Source organism: Brucella anthropi ATCC 49188 (assembly GCF_000017405.1).
GTDB classification, from domain to species: Bacteria; Pseudomonadota; Alphaproteobacteria; order Rhizobiales; family Rhizobiaceae; genus Brucella; species Brucella anthropi.
In genome coordinates, this window is sequence record NC_009667.1 from 2,508,230 (window position 1) to 2,524,917 (window position 16,688).

The following is a 16,688-nucleotide window of genomic DNA, read 5'->3' on the forward strand; positions in this document are numbered from 1 at the left end:
TATAAGTTGTCACCATGACAAATTGGATTCCAGACCTTGCCGGTAAATCCGGTCCATTTTACCTGCAGCTTGCCGATGCCATCGAAGAAGCCATCGGGAATGGTGGATTGCCAGCGGGTATCAAACTTCCGCCACAGCGCAATCTCGCATTCGACTTGAAGGTGACAATCGGCACAATCGGTCGTGCCTATGCGCTGGCCCATGAACGCGGTCTCGTGACGGGCGAAGTCGGTCGAGGAACTTACGTTCTGGGCGAAGAACCGGCAGACAACGCGCTGACCGCCTCTGGCATTGCCGGTACAAAGCCTGCCGATGTCCCTTCCGGGAAAATACGTTTCGACACGACTGCGGCGCCGGATGTCGGCCAGCATGAAGTTCTGGCCAAAATCAATGCCGACATTCATCGGGATTTTCCGCAGGATATTGCGAGCTATTCGCGCTATTTTCCGCAGCACTGGCTGGAAGCCGGACAAAAATGGCTTTCGCGAGCCGACTGGCGACCAGATCTTGACAGCATTGTCGTTACCAATGGGGCGCAGGCTGCGAGCATCGCCATTATCACGGCCTTCACGAATCCGGGCGATCGCATCCTGTTCGAAAATCTGACCTATGCGCAGATCAGCCGCTCCGTGCGCCTTCTCGGGCGCCGTACCATTCAGGCCGGTCTGGATGAATACGGTCTGATCCCGGAAGAATTCGAACGAGCCTGCCGCCAGCAGCATCCGACCCTCGCCTTTTTGATGCCGACGCTGCACAATCCTACCCTGTCCGTCATGCCGGAAGAACGCCGTCGTGCAATCGCCGACATCGCAAGGCGTTACAATGTCTGGCTTATCGAAGACGATATCTATGGCATCATGTGCGACAGCCAGATTCCACCCTTGGCAAGCTTTGCGCCTGAACGAACATTCGTCGTCTCCGGTCTGTCAAAGGCCGTTGCCGCAGGCATACGCAGCGGATGGGTCGCCTGCCCTGCGCATTGCGCCCAACGCGTGAAGGTAACGCACAAGATGGTCACAGGCGGCGCAGCATTCCTGCTCGCTGAAACCGGCGCTCAGCTGGTGTTGTCCGGCGAGGCAGACGCCATTCACAGCAAATGCCGCGAAGAAACGGGCATTCGCGAAAAGATGGCGCGAGAAATCTTCGACGGTTTCGATTTCGTATCCCGTCCGACAGTTCCATTTCTGTGGATGGGGCTGCCCGAACCGTGGCTTTCGGGCACGTTCAAGGCCGCCGCCTATGAAAGCGGAATCCTGATCGACGACGAAGATGAGTTCAAGGCCGGACGTGTCGATCAGATCTATCACCGGGTCCGCGTTGCCTTCTCGTCTCCGGCTGATCGCAGTGTCGTCGAAAACAGTTTTCTGACACTCCGTCGCCTGCTCGAAAACGAACAGGCGGGATATGAAGGGAGTGTCTGACCGCGTGCGCTTGCGTGCGATTATTATGGATATTCGATGAAGGGCTGGAAAAGCGGTATTTTCCTGTCGCACTTCGTGAAAACATAGGTTAAAGAGGCGCCTTGAAACCTTAGGCGACCGTCCCTTAGGCACAGGGCGTCGGACGCCGCAGCCTGCGACGGGGTTCCCCATTTCCATGACTATTTCCAATACGCGAGACATCACGCCGGAATTGATCGAAGCGCATGGTCTTAAGCCGGACGAGTATCAGCGCATTCTTGATCTGATCGGACGTGAGCCCACCTTCACAGAGCTCGGGATTTTCTCGGCGATGTGGAACGAGCATTGCTCCTACAAGTCCTCCAAGAAATGGCTTCGCACGCTTCCGACAACCGGACCGCGCGTTATTCAGGGCCCTGGCGAAAACGCAGGCGTGGTGGACATCGGCGATGGCGATTGCGTCGTCTTCAAGATGGAAAGCCACAACCATCCGTCCTACATCGAGCCCTATCAGGGTGCAGCGACCGGCGTTGGCGGCATTTTGCGCGACGTGTTCACCATGGGCGCGCGTCCCGTTGCGGCAATGAATGCGCTCCGCTTTGGCGAACCCGATCATCCGAAGACCCGCCATCTGGTATCTGGCGTCGTGTCGGGCGTCGGCGGCTATGGCAATGCCTTCGGCGTGCCGACCGTTGGCGGCGAAGTGAACTTCGACAAGCGCTACAACGGCAATATCCTCGTCAACGCATTTGCTGCCGGTCTTGCCAAGCATGACGGCATCTTCCTGTCGGAAGCCAAGGGCGTCGGCCTGCCGGTCGTCTATCTCGGCGCAAAGACGGGCCGCGACGGTGTCGGCGGCGCGACCATGGCATCGGCTGAATTCGACGAGTCGATTGAAGAAAAGCGCCCTACCGTTCAGGTCGGCGATCCATTTACCGAAAAGTGCCTGCTCGAAGCCTGCCTTGAGCTGATGGCCTCCGGCGCGGTTATCGCCATTCAGGATATGGGTGCGGCTGGCCTCACCTGTTCGGCTGTCGAAATGGGCGCCAAGGGTGACCTCGGTATCGAACTCATTCTCGATCATGTTCCGGTGCGCGAAGAGAACATGACCGCCTATGAAATGATGCTGTCGGAAAGCCAGGAGCGCATGCTCATGGTTCTGAAGCCGGAAAAGGAAGCGGAAGCGCAGGCGATCTTCCGCAAATGGGGTCTCGACTTCGCCATCGTTGGCAAGACGACTGACGATCTTCGTTTCCGCGTCATTCATCAGGGCGAAGAAGTCGCCAACCTGCCGATCAAGGATCTGGGCGACGAAGCGCCGGAATATGATCGTCCGTGGATGGAGCCAGGCAAGCACGCGCCGCTTCCCGCGAGCAATGTGCCGCAAGTGGAAGATTACTCCACTGCCCTTCTCAAGCTGATTGGCTCGCCTGATCTTTCATCCCGTCGCTGGGTCTATGAACAGTACGATACACTCATTCAGGGCAACTCGTTGCAGGTTCCGGGCGGCGATGCCGGTGTGATCCGCGTTGAGGGCCATGACACCAAGGCTCTCGCCTTCTCATCCGACGTGACCCCGCGCTATTGCGAAGCCGATCCATTCGAGGGTGGCAAGCAGGCCGTGGCCGAATGCTGGCGCAACATCACAGCGACTGGCGCTGAGCCGCTGGCATCGACCGACAACCTGAACTTCGGCAATCCTGAAAAGCCGGAAATCATGGGCCAGCTCGTCAAGGCCATCGAAGGCATCGGTGAAGCCTGCCGTGCGCTGGATTTCCCGATCGTTTCGGGCAATGTCTCGCTCTATAACGAAACCAACGGTCAGGCCATTCTGCCGACGCCGACCATTGCCGGCGTAGGCCTCATCCCTGACTGGACACAAACCGCCAAGATCGGCGGCATGCAGGATGGTGACACGCTGGTTCTGCTTGGTGGCGATGGCACACATCTCGGCCAGTCCATTTACCTGCGCGATCTGTTTGATCGTGCCGATGGTCCTGCCCCGACCGTCGATCTTGCGCTTGAAAAGCGTAACGGCGAGTTCGTCCGCTCGGCCATCCGCAACGGTCAGGTCACGGCATGTCATGACCTCTCCGATGGCGGCCTGGCGATTGCCGTCGCGGAAATGGCGATCAAGTCCGGCAAGGGTGCAGAGCTCGATGCCGGTGATGGTCTGCCGCACGCAGTTCTTTTCGGTGAAGATCAGGCGCGCTATGTCGTCGCGGCTACGGCGGAAATGGCAAAGCTCATTGCCCTCAATGCTGAAGGCGCAGGCGTTCCGTTCCGCGTGCTCGGCACGGTTGGCGGCGACAGCCTGAAGATTGGCAACGTCGTCGATGTCAGTGTTGCCGATCTGACTGACGCCTTTGAAGGCTGGTTCCCGGGCTTCATGAGTGGCGAACCGGTCAGCGATAACTGACCTGGTTTCACATCGTTGATTTCTTTTACCGCCCGGATGGAAAGCCTGTCCGGGCGGTTTGCTTGTCGGCTGTTTAAGCGTTAGACAGATGTTAGTTGACGTTCCACGATGGTGCGTTACGATTCGATAAAATGAGAAGAAGAAGCCGGAAACGGCGGGAGATTTTGCATGGCTATGGACGCACATGAGATCGAAAAACTGATACGCGAGGGGATTCCCGACGCAAAGGTGACGATCCGCGACCTTGCCGGAGACGGAGACCATTATGCCGCCGAGGTTGTCGCGGAAAGTTTCCGCGGCAAGTCCCGCGTGCAGCAGCACCAGATGGTCTATGATGCGCTGAAGGGTAATATGGGCGGCGTGCTGCACGCACTCGCCCTGCAGACCAGCGTACCGGAATAACGGAAGGCCGTTCTGGGGGAGCCCCATTTCGAGGAGCAAATCCTGCTGCGGCAAGATGCGCTCCCCTTGATACGGATTTCTTGAGCATTTGACTTGCATTCGCCCCAACGGGGTGGTTACCAGCATTCAAATGACTATATTGGGAAAGACCTCCCTGTTTGCGTCGAAATTTGCCTCGACGTATTTGTTTAGCGCATAATCCTGTCCGAAAAGTCAGGCGACTTTTCGGGGTTATGCTTGGAAAGGACCGCAAATGACCGGCATCAACGATTTCATCGCGAATGAAGTGAAGACCAACGACGTCGTGCTTTTCATGAAGGGCACGCCGGGTTTCCCGCAGTGCGGTTTCTCCGGTCAGGTCGTTCAGATCCTCGACTATCTCGGTGTGGAGTATAAGGGCGTCAACGTTCTGTCTTCGGATGAACTGCGTCAGGGCATCAAGGAATATTCGAGCTGGCCAACCATTCCGCAGCTTTATGTAAAGGGCGAATTCGTCGGCGGCTGCGATATCATACGCGAAATGTTCCAATCGAGCGAGTTGCAGGCACTTTTTACCGATAAGGGTATTGCCACAAAGGCAGCTTGAGGATTAATTGCCGGTTATACGGCTTCAGCCTCACCTTTTTCCAAAGGCGCCGTTCTACGGCGCCTTTTGCATTTGCTAGAGCGGTTCCAGTTAAAACGGAGTCGCTGGAACCGCTCTAAGTATTTTTCCGTCGCATTATCCTACGCAAAACCGCTTCGCACTTTTGCTGGAAATGCTCTAGATGCTGCAACGACAGATTTTCATCTGTCTGCTTCTGCTTTCTAAATTTTGTCTTTCGTATCGTGTCTCGCGACGCGATGCGCCACTTTGCCAAGGAATGCCAGTCATGCCGCTCGACATCAAGAACGGTTCGTCGGACCAGAAGACTTCCATGCGTGGACGCGGCGAATTCATCGCGCTCATCGCGGCGATCATGGCCATCAATGCGCTGGCGGTCGACATAATGCTGCCCGGCCTGCCGCAGATCGGTGCAAGCCTCGGCGTTCAGTCGGAAAACCACGTCCAGTTTGTCATCACTGCCTATCTGCTCGGGTTTGGCGTTTCTCAGCTCTTCTACGGCCCCTTGAGCGACCGCTTCGGCCGCAGGCTGCCGCTGTTCGCCGGGCTCGTCATTTACATTCTGGCAGCTCTGGGAGCGGCCATCGTCACCGATTTCACGACGCTTATCATCCTGCGTGTCTTGCAGGGGCTTGGCGCTGCTGCCACGCGCGTGATCGCCGTATCCGTCGTTCGCGACAAGTTCGCCGGGCGTCAGATGGCCGAGGTCATGTCACTCGTCATGATGGTTTTCATGATCCTGCCCGTTGTTGCGCCCGCAACCGGCCAGCTCATCATGCTTTTCGGCGAATGGCACCTGATCTTTCTGTCGATGGCCTTCATGGCATTTGTCATCGGTATCTGGGCGTTTCTTCGTCTGCCCGAAACCCTGCCTGCTACCAACCGGCGCCCGCTGACGGTCAAGAGCGTGATTGGCGGATTCGGCATCGTTCTTTCGAACCGCGTCGCCCTGTTTTATATGCTCGGCACCTCGTTCATTCTCGGCGCGCTGTTCGGCTATATCAACTCGGCTCAGCAGATTTTCGTCGACATTTACAAGCTCGGTGCCTTGTTCCCATTGGCTTTCGCTGCCGTCGCCATGACGCTGGCGCTCGCCTCGTTCATGAACTCGCGCCTGGTCGGTCGTTACGGTATGCGGCGAATTTCCCAGACCATGTTGCTGGTCTTCACCAGCTTCAGCCTTTTGTGGATGGTACTTTCGGTCACGATGGAAGGCCCTGTTCCCTTCCCGATCCTGATGGCGATCTACATGACCATCATGTTCTCGTTCAGCCTCGTGACCGCCAATTTCAACGCACTGGCGATGGAGCCGCTCGGCGAAGTTGCCGGAACGGCCTCCTCCGTTCTGGGCTTTGCTCAAACGGTGATCGGTGCGGCATTGGGCGCGATTATCGGTCAGGCCTTTGATGGTACGACAACGCCGGTTGCAACCGGCTATTGCGTGCTCGGATTTGTCGCCCTCGGCTGCGTTTTGATAGCCGAACGCGGACGGTTGTTCAGGGTGCAGAACCCGCCTGTCGAACATGTGATCTGATCGATTTCGCGATGCCAAAACAATAAAGGCCCGCCGATGTAGCGGGCCTTTCGTATTGGATAATACTCTAACGGTTTTATTCTTCCCAGAGCGCCGCCTGAATGGACTGCCAGCTGTCCTTGCTGGGCGCGGCCAGAATGCCGCCGCCGGTATGTGACGGCAGATAATCGCTTCCATCCCATCGGGCGAGATAACCGCCAGCTTCCTGATGGATCAGCGCACCGGGCAGATGATCCCACGGCATCAGCTTGTTGTAGACCACGAAATGCGCGCTGCCGGTGGCGAGGATGCGATATTCGTGCGCTGCACAGCGATAGCCGATCTGGGACAGAAATTTCGTATGATTACGTGCCAGACGCGACCGTGTCGGCTCAGCCGTGTACTGCCACGAAATCGCACCGGTCATCTGGCTGATCGAGGTCGGTTCGGCAACACTGACCTTGCTCACATCTCCATTGGCGTGACGGATGTAGCTTCCGCCGCCTTTTGAAGCCATGATCCAGTCATTACCGACGGGGTCGTGAATGATACCGGCAACGGTTTCGCCTTTCGACACCACCGCAAGCATGACACCAAAGAGCGGAACACCAGATGCAAAGTTGAAAGTGCCATCGACCGGATCGATTGTGAAGGCAAGCTCCGCATCATCGAGGCCGGTCAGCAAAGCCGGATTGTCTGAGCAGGCTTCCTCACCGACGATCACCGCATCGGCAAAGCGTTCCTTGAGCTTGGCAGTGATGAACCGTTCAGCATTCACGTCCGCTTCCGTCACCAGATCGGCGGGTGACGTCTTCTGCCGGATATCACCGACGTCCAGCCTGCGAAACCGGGGCATGATTTCCTGACGCGCCGCATCTGCCAGCAAATCGGCCAGCCAGTCCATCTGTCCTTCGTCAAACCGCATGGTCACCCTCTCCCTCGCCATTCAGCATCAGTCCTGCAAAATCGAACAGTTTGCGATCCAGCAAATGGCTCGGACGCACATTCGTCATGGCGCGGATCATCGTGTCCTTGCGCCCCGGCATACGCTTTTCGATGTCGGTCAGCATGGCTTTCATCGCATTGCGCTGCAGCCCTTCCTGACTGCCGCACAGGTCGCATGGAATGATCGGAAACTGCATTGCGGTCGCAAATTTTTCCAGATCGTCCTCCGCAGCATAAGCCAGCGGGCGGAACACCATCAGGTCTCCTTCGTCGTTCAACAGCTTCGGCGGCATCGCAGCCAGACGCCCGCCGTGGAACAGGTTCATGAAGAAGGTTTCGAGAATATCTTCCCGGTGATGGCCAAGAACGATCGCCGAACAGCCCTCTTCACGCGCAATGCGATAGAGATTCCCCCGGCGCAAACGCGAGCAGAGCGAGCAATAGGTGCTGGTTTCAGGCAGCTTGTCGGTCACAATCGAATAGGTATCCTGATATTCGATACGGTGTTCGATTTCATAACGATTGAGGAAATCCGGCAGGATGTGCTTGGGAAAGTTCGGCTGCCCCTGATCCAGATTGACCGCCAGCAGCTCAACCGGCAGCAGGCCGCGCCATTTAAGATCGAGCAGCAGCGCAAGCAGGCCATAGGAATCCTTGCCACCCGAAAGGCAGACCATCCAGCGCTCGCCGGGCTTCACCATCGAGAAATCCTCGATAGCCTGCCGCGTCAGACGCAAAAGACGTTTACGCAGCTTGTTGAACTCGACCGTGGTCGGCACATCGCGGAATAGCGGGTGACAGCCATCGCTGCCCGCGTCTTCTGCAATATCTGGATCGAAAGCGTTCATGGTGCTTCCCGGAAAAACGATTGAAGATGTTGAAGGCTTAATAGCGAAAACTGGCTGTCGGGAAAACCGTCAAACAAGATTTCTTTATGATTGCGTGCATCAGCACACGTCGACCACCGTTTGCCAGCAAAAATGTATGAGTGTTTGCAGCTGCCTTTTGCTCTAGAACTCATGCAGGCATTCACGGATGAGATATCTATGGCTCAGTATGTTGGTTCTATAAGTGTTCTTCGGCGAAAGCCGCGCATCATCGCGCTCCGAAAACTGTCCTTACTGTTATTCATTGGAGCATTGTTGTCGGCCTGCGCCACATATCATTCCGACCGGCAGATTGACGATACGCTCGGCCCTCCCGGCCCCATCGCCAAAGTGCCGGGATAAAAGCAAAGAAAAAGCCGCGCTGCAGTACAGCGCGGCTTTTCGATTTCGGCATATATCCAGCGCGCCAGAGCGCGCCTGGAATTAACGCGAATAGAATTCGACGACCAGGTTCGGTTCCATCTGGACAGCGTAAGGCACATCCGTCAGGGTCGGAACGCGGGAGTACGTCGCAACCAGCTTGTTGTGGTCTACTTCGATGTAATCCGGAACATCACGTTCTGCGAGCTGAACAGCTTCGAGAACGATAACCAGCTGCTTCGACTTTTCGCGAACTTCAACAACGTCACCGGTCTTCAGGCGGTAGGACTGAACGTTGACGCGGCGACCATTCACATTCACGTGGCCGTGATTGATGAACTGGCGGGCAGCAAAGATCGTCGGAACGAACTTGGCGCGATACACAACTGCGTCAAGACGCGATTCCAGCAGACCGATCAGGTTTTCACCGGTGTCGCCCTTGCGGCGAGCGGCTTCTTCGTAGGTCTTGCGGAACTGCTTTTCGGAGATATCGCCATAGAAGCCCTTGAGCTTCTGCTTTGCGCGGAGCTGAACACCGAAGTCCGACAGCTTGCCCTTGCGGCGCTGGCCGTGCTGGCCCGGGCCATATTCACGGCGGTTTACAGGGGACTTCGGACGGCCCCAGATGTTTTCGCCAAGACGGCGATCAATTTTGTACTTAGCGGATTCGCGCTTGCTCATCGCATTTCCTTCAAAAGGTTATAGCGCCCGGAGGCGCTGGAGGAAACGCGCCCTCCTCTGCCCTCCGTTTGAGAGGACTGACAGGATGAAGCGCGCGAGCGCAATCTTCATCCACGGGACACGTCAAATGAAACGCCGGTGCGAGAACGCGCCAGCGATGGGCGGCTTTTAGTCATGCAGCTGTTATCTTGTCAAGCTCAAGCAGTCGAAAAAGCCTGAAAAACCGGACCGCTGAGGGTGTTTCCTACCATTTGCTACGACCTGCCATCAAGCGTGAAGGAACGCCATCACCTGTTTCATCATTAGTCATGACGGATCCGCAATTCATGAGGCATCAATGGCTTTGTCTTTTTTCCTGCCCGGCAAGGGTGCATTCACCGCTCTGGTTGCCTTGGGCCTTGTTGCGATGCCGTGTTTTTCCGGCATCGATTCCGATCAAGCACAAGCGCAAACTTTCATCGAACGCATCCTGAAACAGGACGCCCAAAAGGCAAAACAGCATCGCAAACGCCCGGCGGTAAAGCGCAGCCAAAAGAAACCGGCTTCGAAACAGCAAACAGCAACGCAATCTGAAAGCGCTCCGGCAAAAGCCGAAACCAAACCTGCTCCCATGATACCCGTTCCGACGCCTGCCCCTCGCCCGGAAAATACAGCAACCAAGGGGGCAGAACCGGAAACTCCACCCATTCCAACGGAAAAGCCGGAGGCAGAACCCCAAAATCAACCGCTGGCCAAGCCTGCTCCTACAACCCCGACCCAGGCAGCCCCGCCAAAACCGGCTGATAATCCGAAGCCGATGGACGAAAAACTGCAAGAAACGAAACCCGCCCCCGATCAACAGCCAAAGCCGGAAAAGGACGAGCGCGTCTATCAGGTATCCTGCCCGGCGCTGATATCCGGCGATGTAGAGGGCAAGCTGCTGCCTCCGATCAAGGATGGCGAGCAATGCGGCGCTCACTCTCCGTTGTCACTGACCGCCATTGGCAAGGACGCCCCTTTAAAATTTGCCAATGCCGTCACCACAAATTGCGCAATGGCAGTCACGCTGGCGCAGTGGAGCAGCGAGGTGACCAAGGCAGCCAAAGATGTTTATGGACCGGATTCGAAAATCGCTGAAATCGGCACCGGCTCGGATTACCAGTGCCGGAAGGTCAACGGCGCATCCGTAGGACGCGTTTCCGAACACGCCTTTGCCAACGCGCTCGACATCATGTCGTTCAAGTTTTCGGATGGCAGCAAGACGGAACTGGAAAGCGGCTGGAACGGCACCGACAAGGAGAAGGCTTTCTGGCGCGCCGTGCATAGCGCGAGCTGCAAGCTTTTCATGACGGTAATCGGCCCGGACGGTGATGCCGCACATCGCACCAACATGCATCTCGACCAAGGCTGCCACGGCAAATCCTGTCTTGCGCGCATCTGCCAATAAGATATCGTCGTAACCGTTGGAAATTCATAAAAAAATCAGAATCGCGTCTGTAATCTCTATTTCATTATCGATTCAATTCCGCCGCCCGCCACCGAGCGACGGGTTTCCAGAAGGACATGGGCATGAAATCGACCAAATTTATAATTTCTGCAATTTTAGCACTGGGCTTCACCACCGCCGCGAATGCAGATTCCGTCCCGAAAAGATCGAAGGATTTTACGGGCAACTATCAGACCCTCGTGAAGGATCAGCAAGCGGCTCCACAGGTCGCGGATTGCGTTGCCAGCGCTTATGATTACGTCAAGAAAAGTAAAAAATATGATCGTCTCGGCTTCACCAAAGATGACATCTCTTCGGCAGAAACCAATGATAAGTCTGCGAAATTTAGCACCAGCGACCCACGCAAGGTTTCGGCTGTCATCTCGGTTCCCGGTGAAGCACGCACCAAAGGCGCATCAACAAAATGGGATAGCGTCACGCTGCGCTGCGGCATTACCGATGGCAAGCTGAAAGCAATCGAGCTGGCTCCGAACAAATCTGGCAAGTAGCCATCTGGTCAATGCGGCGAGTGCCCGACGGCGCTCGCCAATTCTATTCAGTGTTTTTTCTTGTCATCTACGTGTTCCGGCAAGCCTTTGCGCTTTATTTCGGCAAATTCCTCCAGTTCCTTCTCGGTCATCGATTCATACATTTCCTTCGACGCACCGAAGAGTTCGCTTTTCTTGATTTCACCGCGTTTGGCAGCAAGCGCAGCGCCAGCGGCTTTCTGTTGGGCCTGGGATTTCGCGGGCATCAGACTTCTCCTGTTTGAAAGACAAACGCAAACGGACCAAGGCCGGTTCCTTTTTATTCAATGCTTCCATCAAAACGTGAGCGGGCGTCGCGAAGAAGATCCCGGTTCCTGACGGCCCATTGCCCCAGCACGTCGATAGGCAGAGCAAGAGAATGTCCAAGTTCAGTCAGCGAATACTCCACTTCGGGCGGAGAAGTCGGGCGCACATGTCGAGACACGAGGCCATCCCGCTCCAGCGATCGTAGCGTAACGGTCAGCATGCGCTGTGAAATACCCTCAATGGTCCGTCGCAACGCATTGAAACGCATCGAGCCTTCCTGAAGATTGAAAATGACGAGAATGCTCCACGTGTCGCCAACCCGATCCAGCACTTCACGGATCGGGCAAGAACCGTCACCATCGTTTTCGAAGGCAGGTGTCGACGAAAGCAAAGGTGTTTTCCCGTCAGGGCGTGTCGGTATTGTCATCTTTTTCTCCACAAAAACCGGTTGGCAGACCGGCGTTTTCTCCATCGGTTAAGTTAGAGAGTTTTCGCTGAAATACGCGTCAGCCACGCGTCATAACATGCGTAAAAACAATTAGTTATAGCAGCTTCATCGTTCCGTTTCGACCGGAGCATCTCTGAACGCTTGCCTTTGTGGCGGTTACTTCCATGTATCCTGCTCATGTAAAAGTGCGTTCTTCACAAGCATGATGGCATCACATATGTAGTTATCAGAAATAACCTGATTATGAAACATACCTTAATTCGTTTGATACGAGAAGGTCGAAAAAAGGAGAATGCCATGACCAAGATCGCACTGATCGGCGCAACGGGTTTCGTAGGCGCTGCAATCCTCAAGGAAGCTGCTGCACGCGGCGGCGAGATTACCGCACTCGTTCGTCATCCGGAGAAAGTCGAAAAACTGCCCAATGTAACAGCGGTAAAGGCTGACGTGTTCGATACCGACGCGCTTGCAAAGCAGCTTGCAGGGCATGACATCGTGATTTCCGCCTACAATCCGGGCTGGGGCGACAAGGACATCCGCGAAAAGCACATCAACGGCAGCCGTTCCATCACGGAAGCCACCAAAAAAGCAGGCATCAAGCGTCTTATAGCAGTCGGCGGCGCAGGCAGCCTTTCAATCAATGGTAACCAGTTGGTCGACTCGCCGGAATTCCCTGCCGAATGGAAGGAAGGCGCGCTCGGTGCCCGTCAGGCGCTCGAAGACCTGCGTGGTGAGAAAGAACTGGAATGGTCATTCGTGTCACCGGCGATCATTCTTCAGCCGGGCGAACGCACCGGAAAATATCGTCTCGGCGGCGACGAACCGGTGTTCGATGACAAGGGTGAAAGCAAGATTTCAGTTGCTGATCTGGCCGTCGCCATTCTGGATGAGGCTGAAAAGAGCCAGCACATTCGCAAGCGTTTCACAGCCGCCTACTGATGCCAATCACAAAAACGCCATGTTTTCGACAGGCGTTCGCCGCAAAATCGGTGGTGAAATACGCACAACACCACCGGTTTTTCGCGCAAAAAGACCGCAGAACGGTTCTACCGTTGCTTTGCCTTAATTGGAGCGCGCATCTTTTCCGAAAAACCGTTTCACACTTTTCGGGATGCGCTCTCACTCACACCAGTTCCACATCCACGACGCCCTGAATGGCTTTCATGGCGCTGGCGATCTGCGGACTGACGCGATAGCGATGCGGCAGCTCGATCTCGACTTCACGCTGACCGTTATCCTTGATGACGATGAGGCTCACCTGCCCGTCGCCGCGCGTGTTGAAATGCGGTGCGATATGACGAACCGCATCGGCCGAGCGCAGGTAAAGCCGCAACGCCTTCTGCATACGGCAGGCCTCATCTTCAAGCGACTGGACCGTCTGGATACGCAAGCCTATACCTTCAGGACGGTTTTCCGCCTGAACCGTGATCACCACCGACTTGCCGCTCTCCAGAAGGTCGCGATATTGCGCCAGCCCTTCTGAAAACAGCACCGCTTCGAACTGGCCGCTGGCATCGGACAATTGCACAATGCCCATCTTGTTGCCGGTGCGGGTCTTGCGCTCCTGCCGAGCAGTCACGGTGCCCGCGAGACGACCGGCATTGGCGCCGCGTTTCACGGCTGCTGAAAAATCTGCCCAGCTTTGAACACGCATGCGGTTCAGCACATCGCGATATTCATCAAGCGGATGGGCTGACAGATAGAAGCCGACCGCCTGGAACTCCCGATGCAGCATTTCCGATGGCAGCCAGGGAGCCGCCTGCGGCAGGATAAGCGTTTCCTTCGGAGCGCCTGACAGACCAAAAATATCGGACTGACCGCTTGCGGCATTTTCCTGCGTGCGCTGGGCAAAGCCCATGATGCGGTCCATGCCCGCACTCATGGCCGGGCGCTCACGACCGAAACAATCCATCGCACCGGCATTGATGAGGCTTTCCAGCACGCGCCGGTTGACGATGCGCGGATCGACCCGCTCGCAGAAATCCTCAAGGCTTTCAAAAGGTTTCTCTGCGCGCACATCGACAATATGATCTACGGCGGCCTCGCCGACGCCCTTGATGGCGGCAAGCGAATAAAAAATCTGCTTTTCGCCGACTTCAAACGGACGAAAGGACGTCATCACCGAAGGCGGCACGACCTCAATGCCCAAACGGTTCGCCTCGCGGCGGAAATCGTTGAGCTTGTCGGTGTTCGACATATCGTAGGTCATCGACGCCGCGATGAACTCGACTGGATAGTGGGCCTTCATATAGGCCGTCTGGTAGGACACGATGGCATAAGCGGCGGCGTGCGACTTGTTGAAGCCGTAGTCAGCGAACTTGGCCAGCAGATCGAAGATCATGTTGGCCTGCGCCTTGTCGACACCGCCCTCAATCGCGCCATCCACGAAACGGACGCGCTGCTTGTCCATTTCCTCGCGGATTTTCTTGCCCATGGCGCGACGCAAAAGGTCAGCTTCCCCGAGCGAATAGCCGGAAAGCACCTGTGCGATCTGCATCACCTGTTCCTGATAGACGATAACGCCCTGCGTTTCCTTGATCAGGTGATCGATCTTCGGGTGAATGGAGGCAATCTCCTCCTCACCGTTCTTGCGCGCATTATAAGTCGGGATGTTCTCCATCGGACCAGGACGATAAAGCGCCACAAGCGCGATGATATCTTCGATCCGGTCCGGGCGCATACCGAGCAGCGCCTTGCGCATACCCGCACTTTCCACCTGGAACACGCCGACGGTTTCGCCGCGCGACAACATCTCATAGGTCAGTTCGTCGTCGAGCGGCACATGGGATAGGTCAATCTCAACGCCCTTGCGCGCCACCAGTTTGACCGCCGTTTCAAGGACGGTCAGCGTCTTGAGACCAAGAAAGTCGAACTTGACCAGTCCCGCCTGCTCGACCCATTTCATGTTGAACTGGGTGACGGGCATGTCGGAACGCGGATCGCGATACATGGGGACCAGTTCCGACAGCGGACGGTCACCGATCACGATACCGGCGGCGTGGGTCGAGGCGTGGCGGTAAAGCCCTTCAAGCTTGAGCGCCATATCCAGCAGCCGTCCGACCACCGGCTCTTTCTCCCGCTCCTCATTGATCTTCGGTTCTGTGTCGATGGCTTGTGCCAGTGACACTGGATTGGCCGGGTTTTGCGGCACCAGCTTGCAGAGACGATCGACCTGCCCGTAAGGCATTTCCAGAACGCGACCGACATCGCGCAGCACAGCGCGTGCCTGCAGGGTTCCGAATGTGATAATCTGGGCTACCTGATCGCGCCCGTACTTTCCCTGCACATAGCGGATCACCTCTTCACGGCGGTCCTGACAGAAGTCGATATCGAAGTCGGGCATCGAAACGCGATCCGGGTTGAGGAAGCGTTCGAAAAGCAGCGAGAACCGCAAAGGATCGACGTCGGTAATCGTCAGCGCATAGGCGACGAGCGAACCGGCACCCGAGCCACGGCCCGGCCCGACCGGAATGCCATGGGCTTTCGCCCATTTGATAAAGTCCGCAACGATCAGGAAGTAGCCCGGGAACTTCATGCGGGTGATGATGCCGATCTCGTATTCGAGACGTTCGGCATATTGCTCTGTCGTATAGCCTTCTGCGAGACCGACGGTCTCCAGGCGCATCTTCAGGCCTTCGCGGGCCTGCCGCGCCAGCTCGTCGGCTTCCTCCTGAACGGCGGCCTCCGCGTCATCGGATTCGCCGGTAAACCGCGGCAGGATCGGTGCACGGGTCTGCGTGTACCAGCTGCAACGCTCTGCAATTTCGACGGTGTTGTCGAGTGCTTCCGGCAGATCGGCAAAAAGTGCAGCCATTTCCGCACGGCTTTTCATGTGATGGTCCGGCGTCAGACGGCGGCGGTCATCGTTTGAAAGAATCTGGCCTTCCGCGATGGCAAGAAGCGCATCGTGGGCCTCGAAGTCTTCTGCCTTGAGAAAGAATGCCTCATTGGTGGCTACCAGAGGCAGATCCATCTCATAGGCAAGCGCGACGGTCTTTGCTTCCAGCGCACGGTTGTAACCTGCCTGACGCTGCAATTCGACATAAAGCCGATCGCCAAATGCTTCACGCAGGAAACCAAGCCGCGCCTCTGCCCTGTCGGGACGGTCGGCGGCAAAAGCGCGACCGATTGGTCCCAATGCACCGCCGGAAAGAACAATGACGTCTTTCGACAATGGTGGCAGCCAGCTTGCTTCGACATGCACCGGATCACCTGCCGGTGTTTCCAGAAACGCGCGACTGACGAGCCGCACGATATTCGCATAGCCCTCTTCCGTTGCCGCCAGCAGCACAACTGGAGCGAGGTCCAGCGCGACACGGCGATTGACGCTGCGGCCATTATCATTGTGATCGCCGAAGGCTATATCGACCTGACAACCGATGATGGGTTGCAGACCATCTTTCGATGCCTTCTGCGCAAATTCAAGCGCACCGAACAGATTGTTGGTGTCGGTGACTGCGATAGCCGGCGCCTCGTCGGCAATCGCCTGTTTGATGATCTTGCCGAGCGGCAATGCGCCTTCCAGCAAGGAATAGGCCGAGTGTACCCGCAGGTGCACAAAACGTGGCGTCAAAGCACCGTCTTTTGCTGCATTGCCTGCTGCTGCATCACTCATTCCATCGACCCCGATCATCTGCCGAGCCGCCCGGATGGACATACATCCGGCGCTCTAAATCCATGCATCGCACTTTCCGAAAACCGATTCCGATTTTCGTGCCGATGCAGTAGCCGCCTGATAGCACATTGCTTGCAAGATGGGCCACACGCATG

14 protein-coding genes are annotated in these 16,688 nt (G+C 56.4%); 8 read left to right on the forward strand and 6 right to left on the reverse strand.

The genetic code is table 11. The features are described from left to right. The first annotated feature begins 14 nt into the window (after positions 1-14). From OANT_RS12405 to OANT_RS12425, 5 genes are all read left to right on the forward strand, one after another. Entirely contained in the window at positions 15-1,421 is a 1,407-nt protein-coding gene (locus OANT_RS12405) for an aminotransferase-like domain-containing protein (protein ID WP_010661203.1), read from the forward strand. Positions 1,422-1,596: 175 nt separating this feature from the next. After that, the gene (gene purL / locus OANT_RS12410) at positions 1,597-3,819 is read left to right on the forward strand and encodes a phosphoribosylformylglycinamidine synthase subunit PurL (protein ID WP_010661202.1); all 2,223 of its coding nucleotides are present in this window, start codon (positions 1,597-1,599) and stop codon (positions 3,817-3,819) included. Between the two features lie 168 nt (positions 3,820-3,987). Further along, positions 3,988-4,221 (forward strand): BolA/IbaG family iron-sulfur metabolism protein, encoded by a 234-nt coding sequence (locus OANT_RS12415; RefSeq protein WP_006466620.1) that lies wholly within the window; start codon positions 3,988-3,990, stop codon positions 4,219-4,221. A gap of 253 nt (positions 4,222-4,474) precedes the next feature. Next, positions 4,475-4,807, forward strand: a complete 333-nt coding sequence (grxD, locus tag OANT_RS12420; protein WP_010661201.1) for a Grx4 family monothiol glutaredoxin — start codon at positions 4,475-4,477, stop codon at positions 4,805-4,807. A 286-nt stretch (positions 4,808-5,093) separates the two neighbouring features. After that, entirely contained in the window at positions 5,094-6,359 is a 1,266-nt protein-coding gene (locus OANT_RS12425) for a multidrug effflux MFS transporter (RefSeq protein WP_012092242.1), read from the forward strand. A gap of 76 nt (positions 6,360-6,435) precedes the next feature. Here the strand turns inward: OANT_RS12425 and OANT_RS12430 are convergent, their stop codons facing one another. The 3 genes from OANT_RS12430 to rpsD form a co-directional block, all read right to left on the reverse strand. Then, positions 6,436-7,263 (reverse strand): inositol monophosphatase family protein, encoded by an 828-nt coding sequence (locus OANT_RS12430; RefSeq protein ID WP_012092243.1) that lies wholly within the window; start codon positions 7,261-7,263, stop codon positions 6,436-6,438. Beyond that, a complete protein-coding gene (gene ttcA, locus OANT_RS12435) occupies positions 7,253-8,131 on the reverse strand; it encodes a tRNA 2-thiocytidine(32) synthetase TtcA (protein WP_012092244.1) in 879 nt (292 codons plus the stop codon). The genes OANT_RS12430 and ttcA overlap by 11 nt, the downstream gene beginning before the upstream one ends. A gap of 462 nt (positions 8,132-8,593) precedes the next feature. After that, positions 8,594-9,211 (reverse strand): 30S ribosomal protein S4, encoded by a 618-nt coding sequence (rpsD, locus tag OANT_RS12445; protein WP_010661196.1) that lies wholly within the window; start codon positions 9,209-9,211, stop codon positions 8,594-8,596. Positions 9,212-9,617: 406 nt separating this feature from the next. Here rpsD and OANT_RS12450 point away from each other — a divergent pair, with 406 nt between their 5' ends. Both OANT_RS12450 and bspC read left to right on the forward strand, forming a co-directional pair. Continuing rightward, the gene (locus OANT_RS12450) at positions 9,618-10,637 is read left to right on the forward strand and encodes an extensin-like domain-containing protein (RefSeq protein WP_231771477.1); all 1,020 of its coding nucleotides are present in this window, start codon (positions 9,618-9,620) and stop codon (positions 10,635-10,637) included. A gap of 122 nt (positions 10,638-10,759) precedes the next feature. Then, on the forward strand, positions 10,760-11,185 hold the full coding sequence (gene bspC / locus OANT_RS12455; protein WP_010661194.1) for a type IV secretion system effector BspC: 426 nt from the start codon (positions 10,760-10,762) through the stop codon (positions 11,183-11,185). Positions 11,186-11,232: 47 nt separating this feature from the next. On the opposite strand, the gene OANT_RS12460 is transcribed toward bspC, so the two are convergent. Both OANT_RS12460 and OANT_RS12465 read right to left on the reverse strand, forming a co-directional pair. Then, complete coding sequence (locus OANT_RS12460; RefSeq protein WP_012092248.1) at positions 11,233-11,430, reverse strand: DUF3008 family protein; 198 nt, start codon at positions 11,428-11,430, stop codon at positions 11,233-11,235. 53 nt (positions 11,431-11,483) lie between these two features. After that, positions 11,484-11,897 carry a winged helix-turn-helix transcriptional regulator gene (locus OANT_RS12465; RefSeq protein WP_012092249.1) on the reverse strand — a complete coding sequence of 138 codons (414 nt, stop codon included), beginning with the start codon at positions 11,895-11,897 and terminating at the stop codon, positions 11,484-11,486. Between the two features lie 318 nt (positions 11,898-12,215). On the opposite strand from OANT_RS12465, the gene OANT_RS12470 reads away from it, so the two are divergent. After that, positions 12,216-12,857, forward strand: coding sequence for an NAD(P)-dependent oxidoreductase (locus tag OANT_RS12470; RefSeq protein ID WP_012092250.1), 642 nt, complete (start codon positions 12,216-12,218; stop codon positions 12,855-12,857). 184 nt (positions 12,858-13,041) lie between these two features. On the opposite strand, the gene dnaE is transcribed toward OANT_RS12470, so the two are convergent. Further along, positions 13,042-16,533, reverse strand: coding sequence for a DNA polymerase III subunit alpha (dnaE, locus tag OANT_RS12475; protein WP_012092251.1), 3,492 nt, complete (start codon positions 16,531-16,533; stop codon positions 13,042-13,044). Positions 16,534-16,688: the final 155 nt, after the last annotated feature.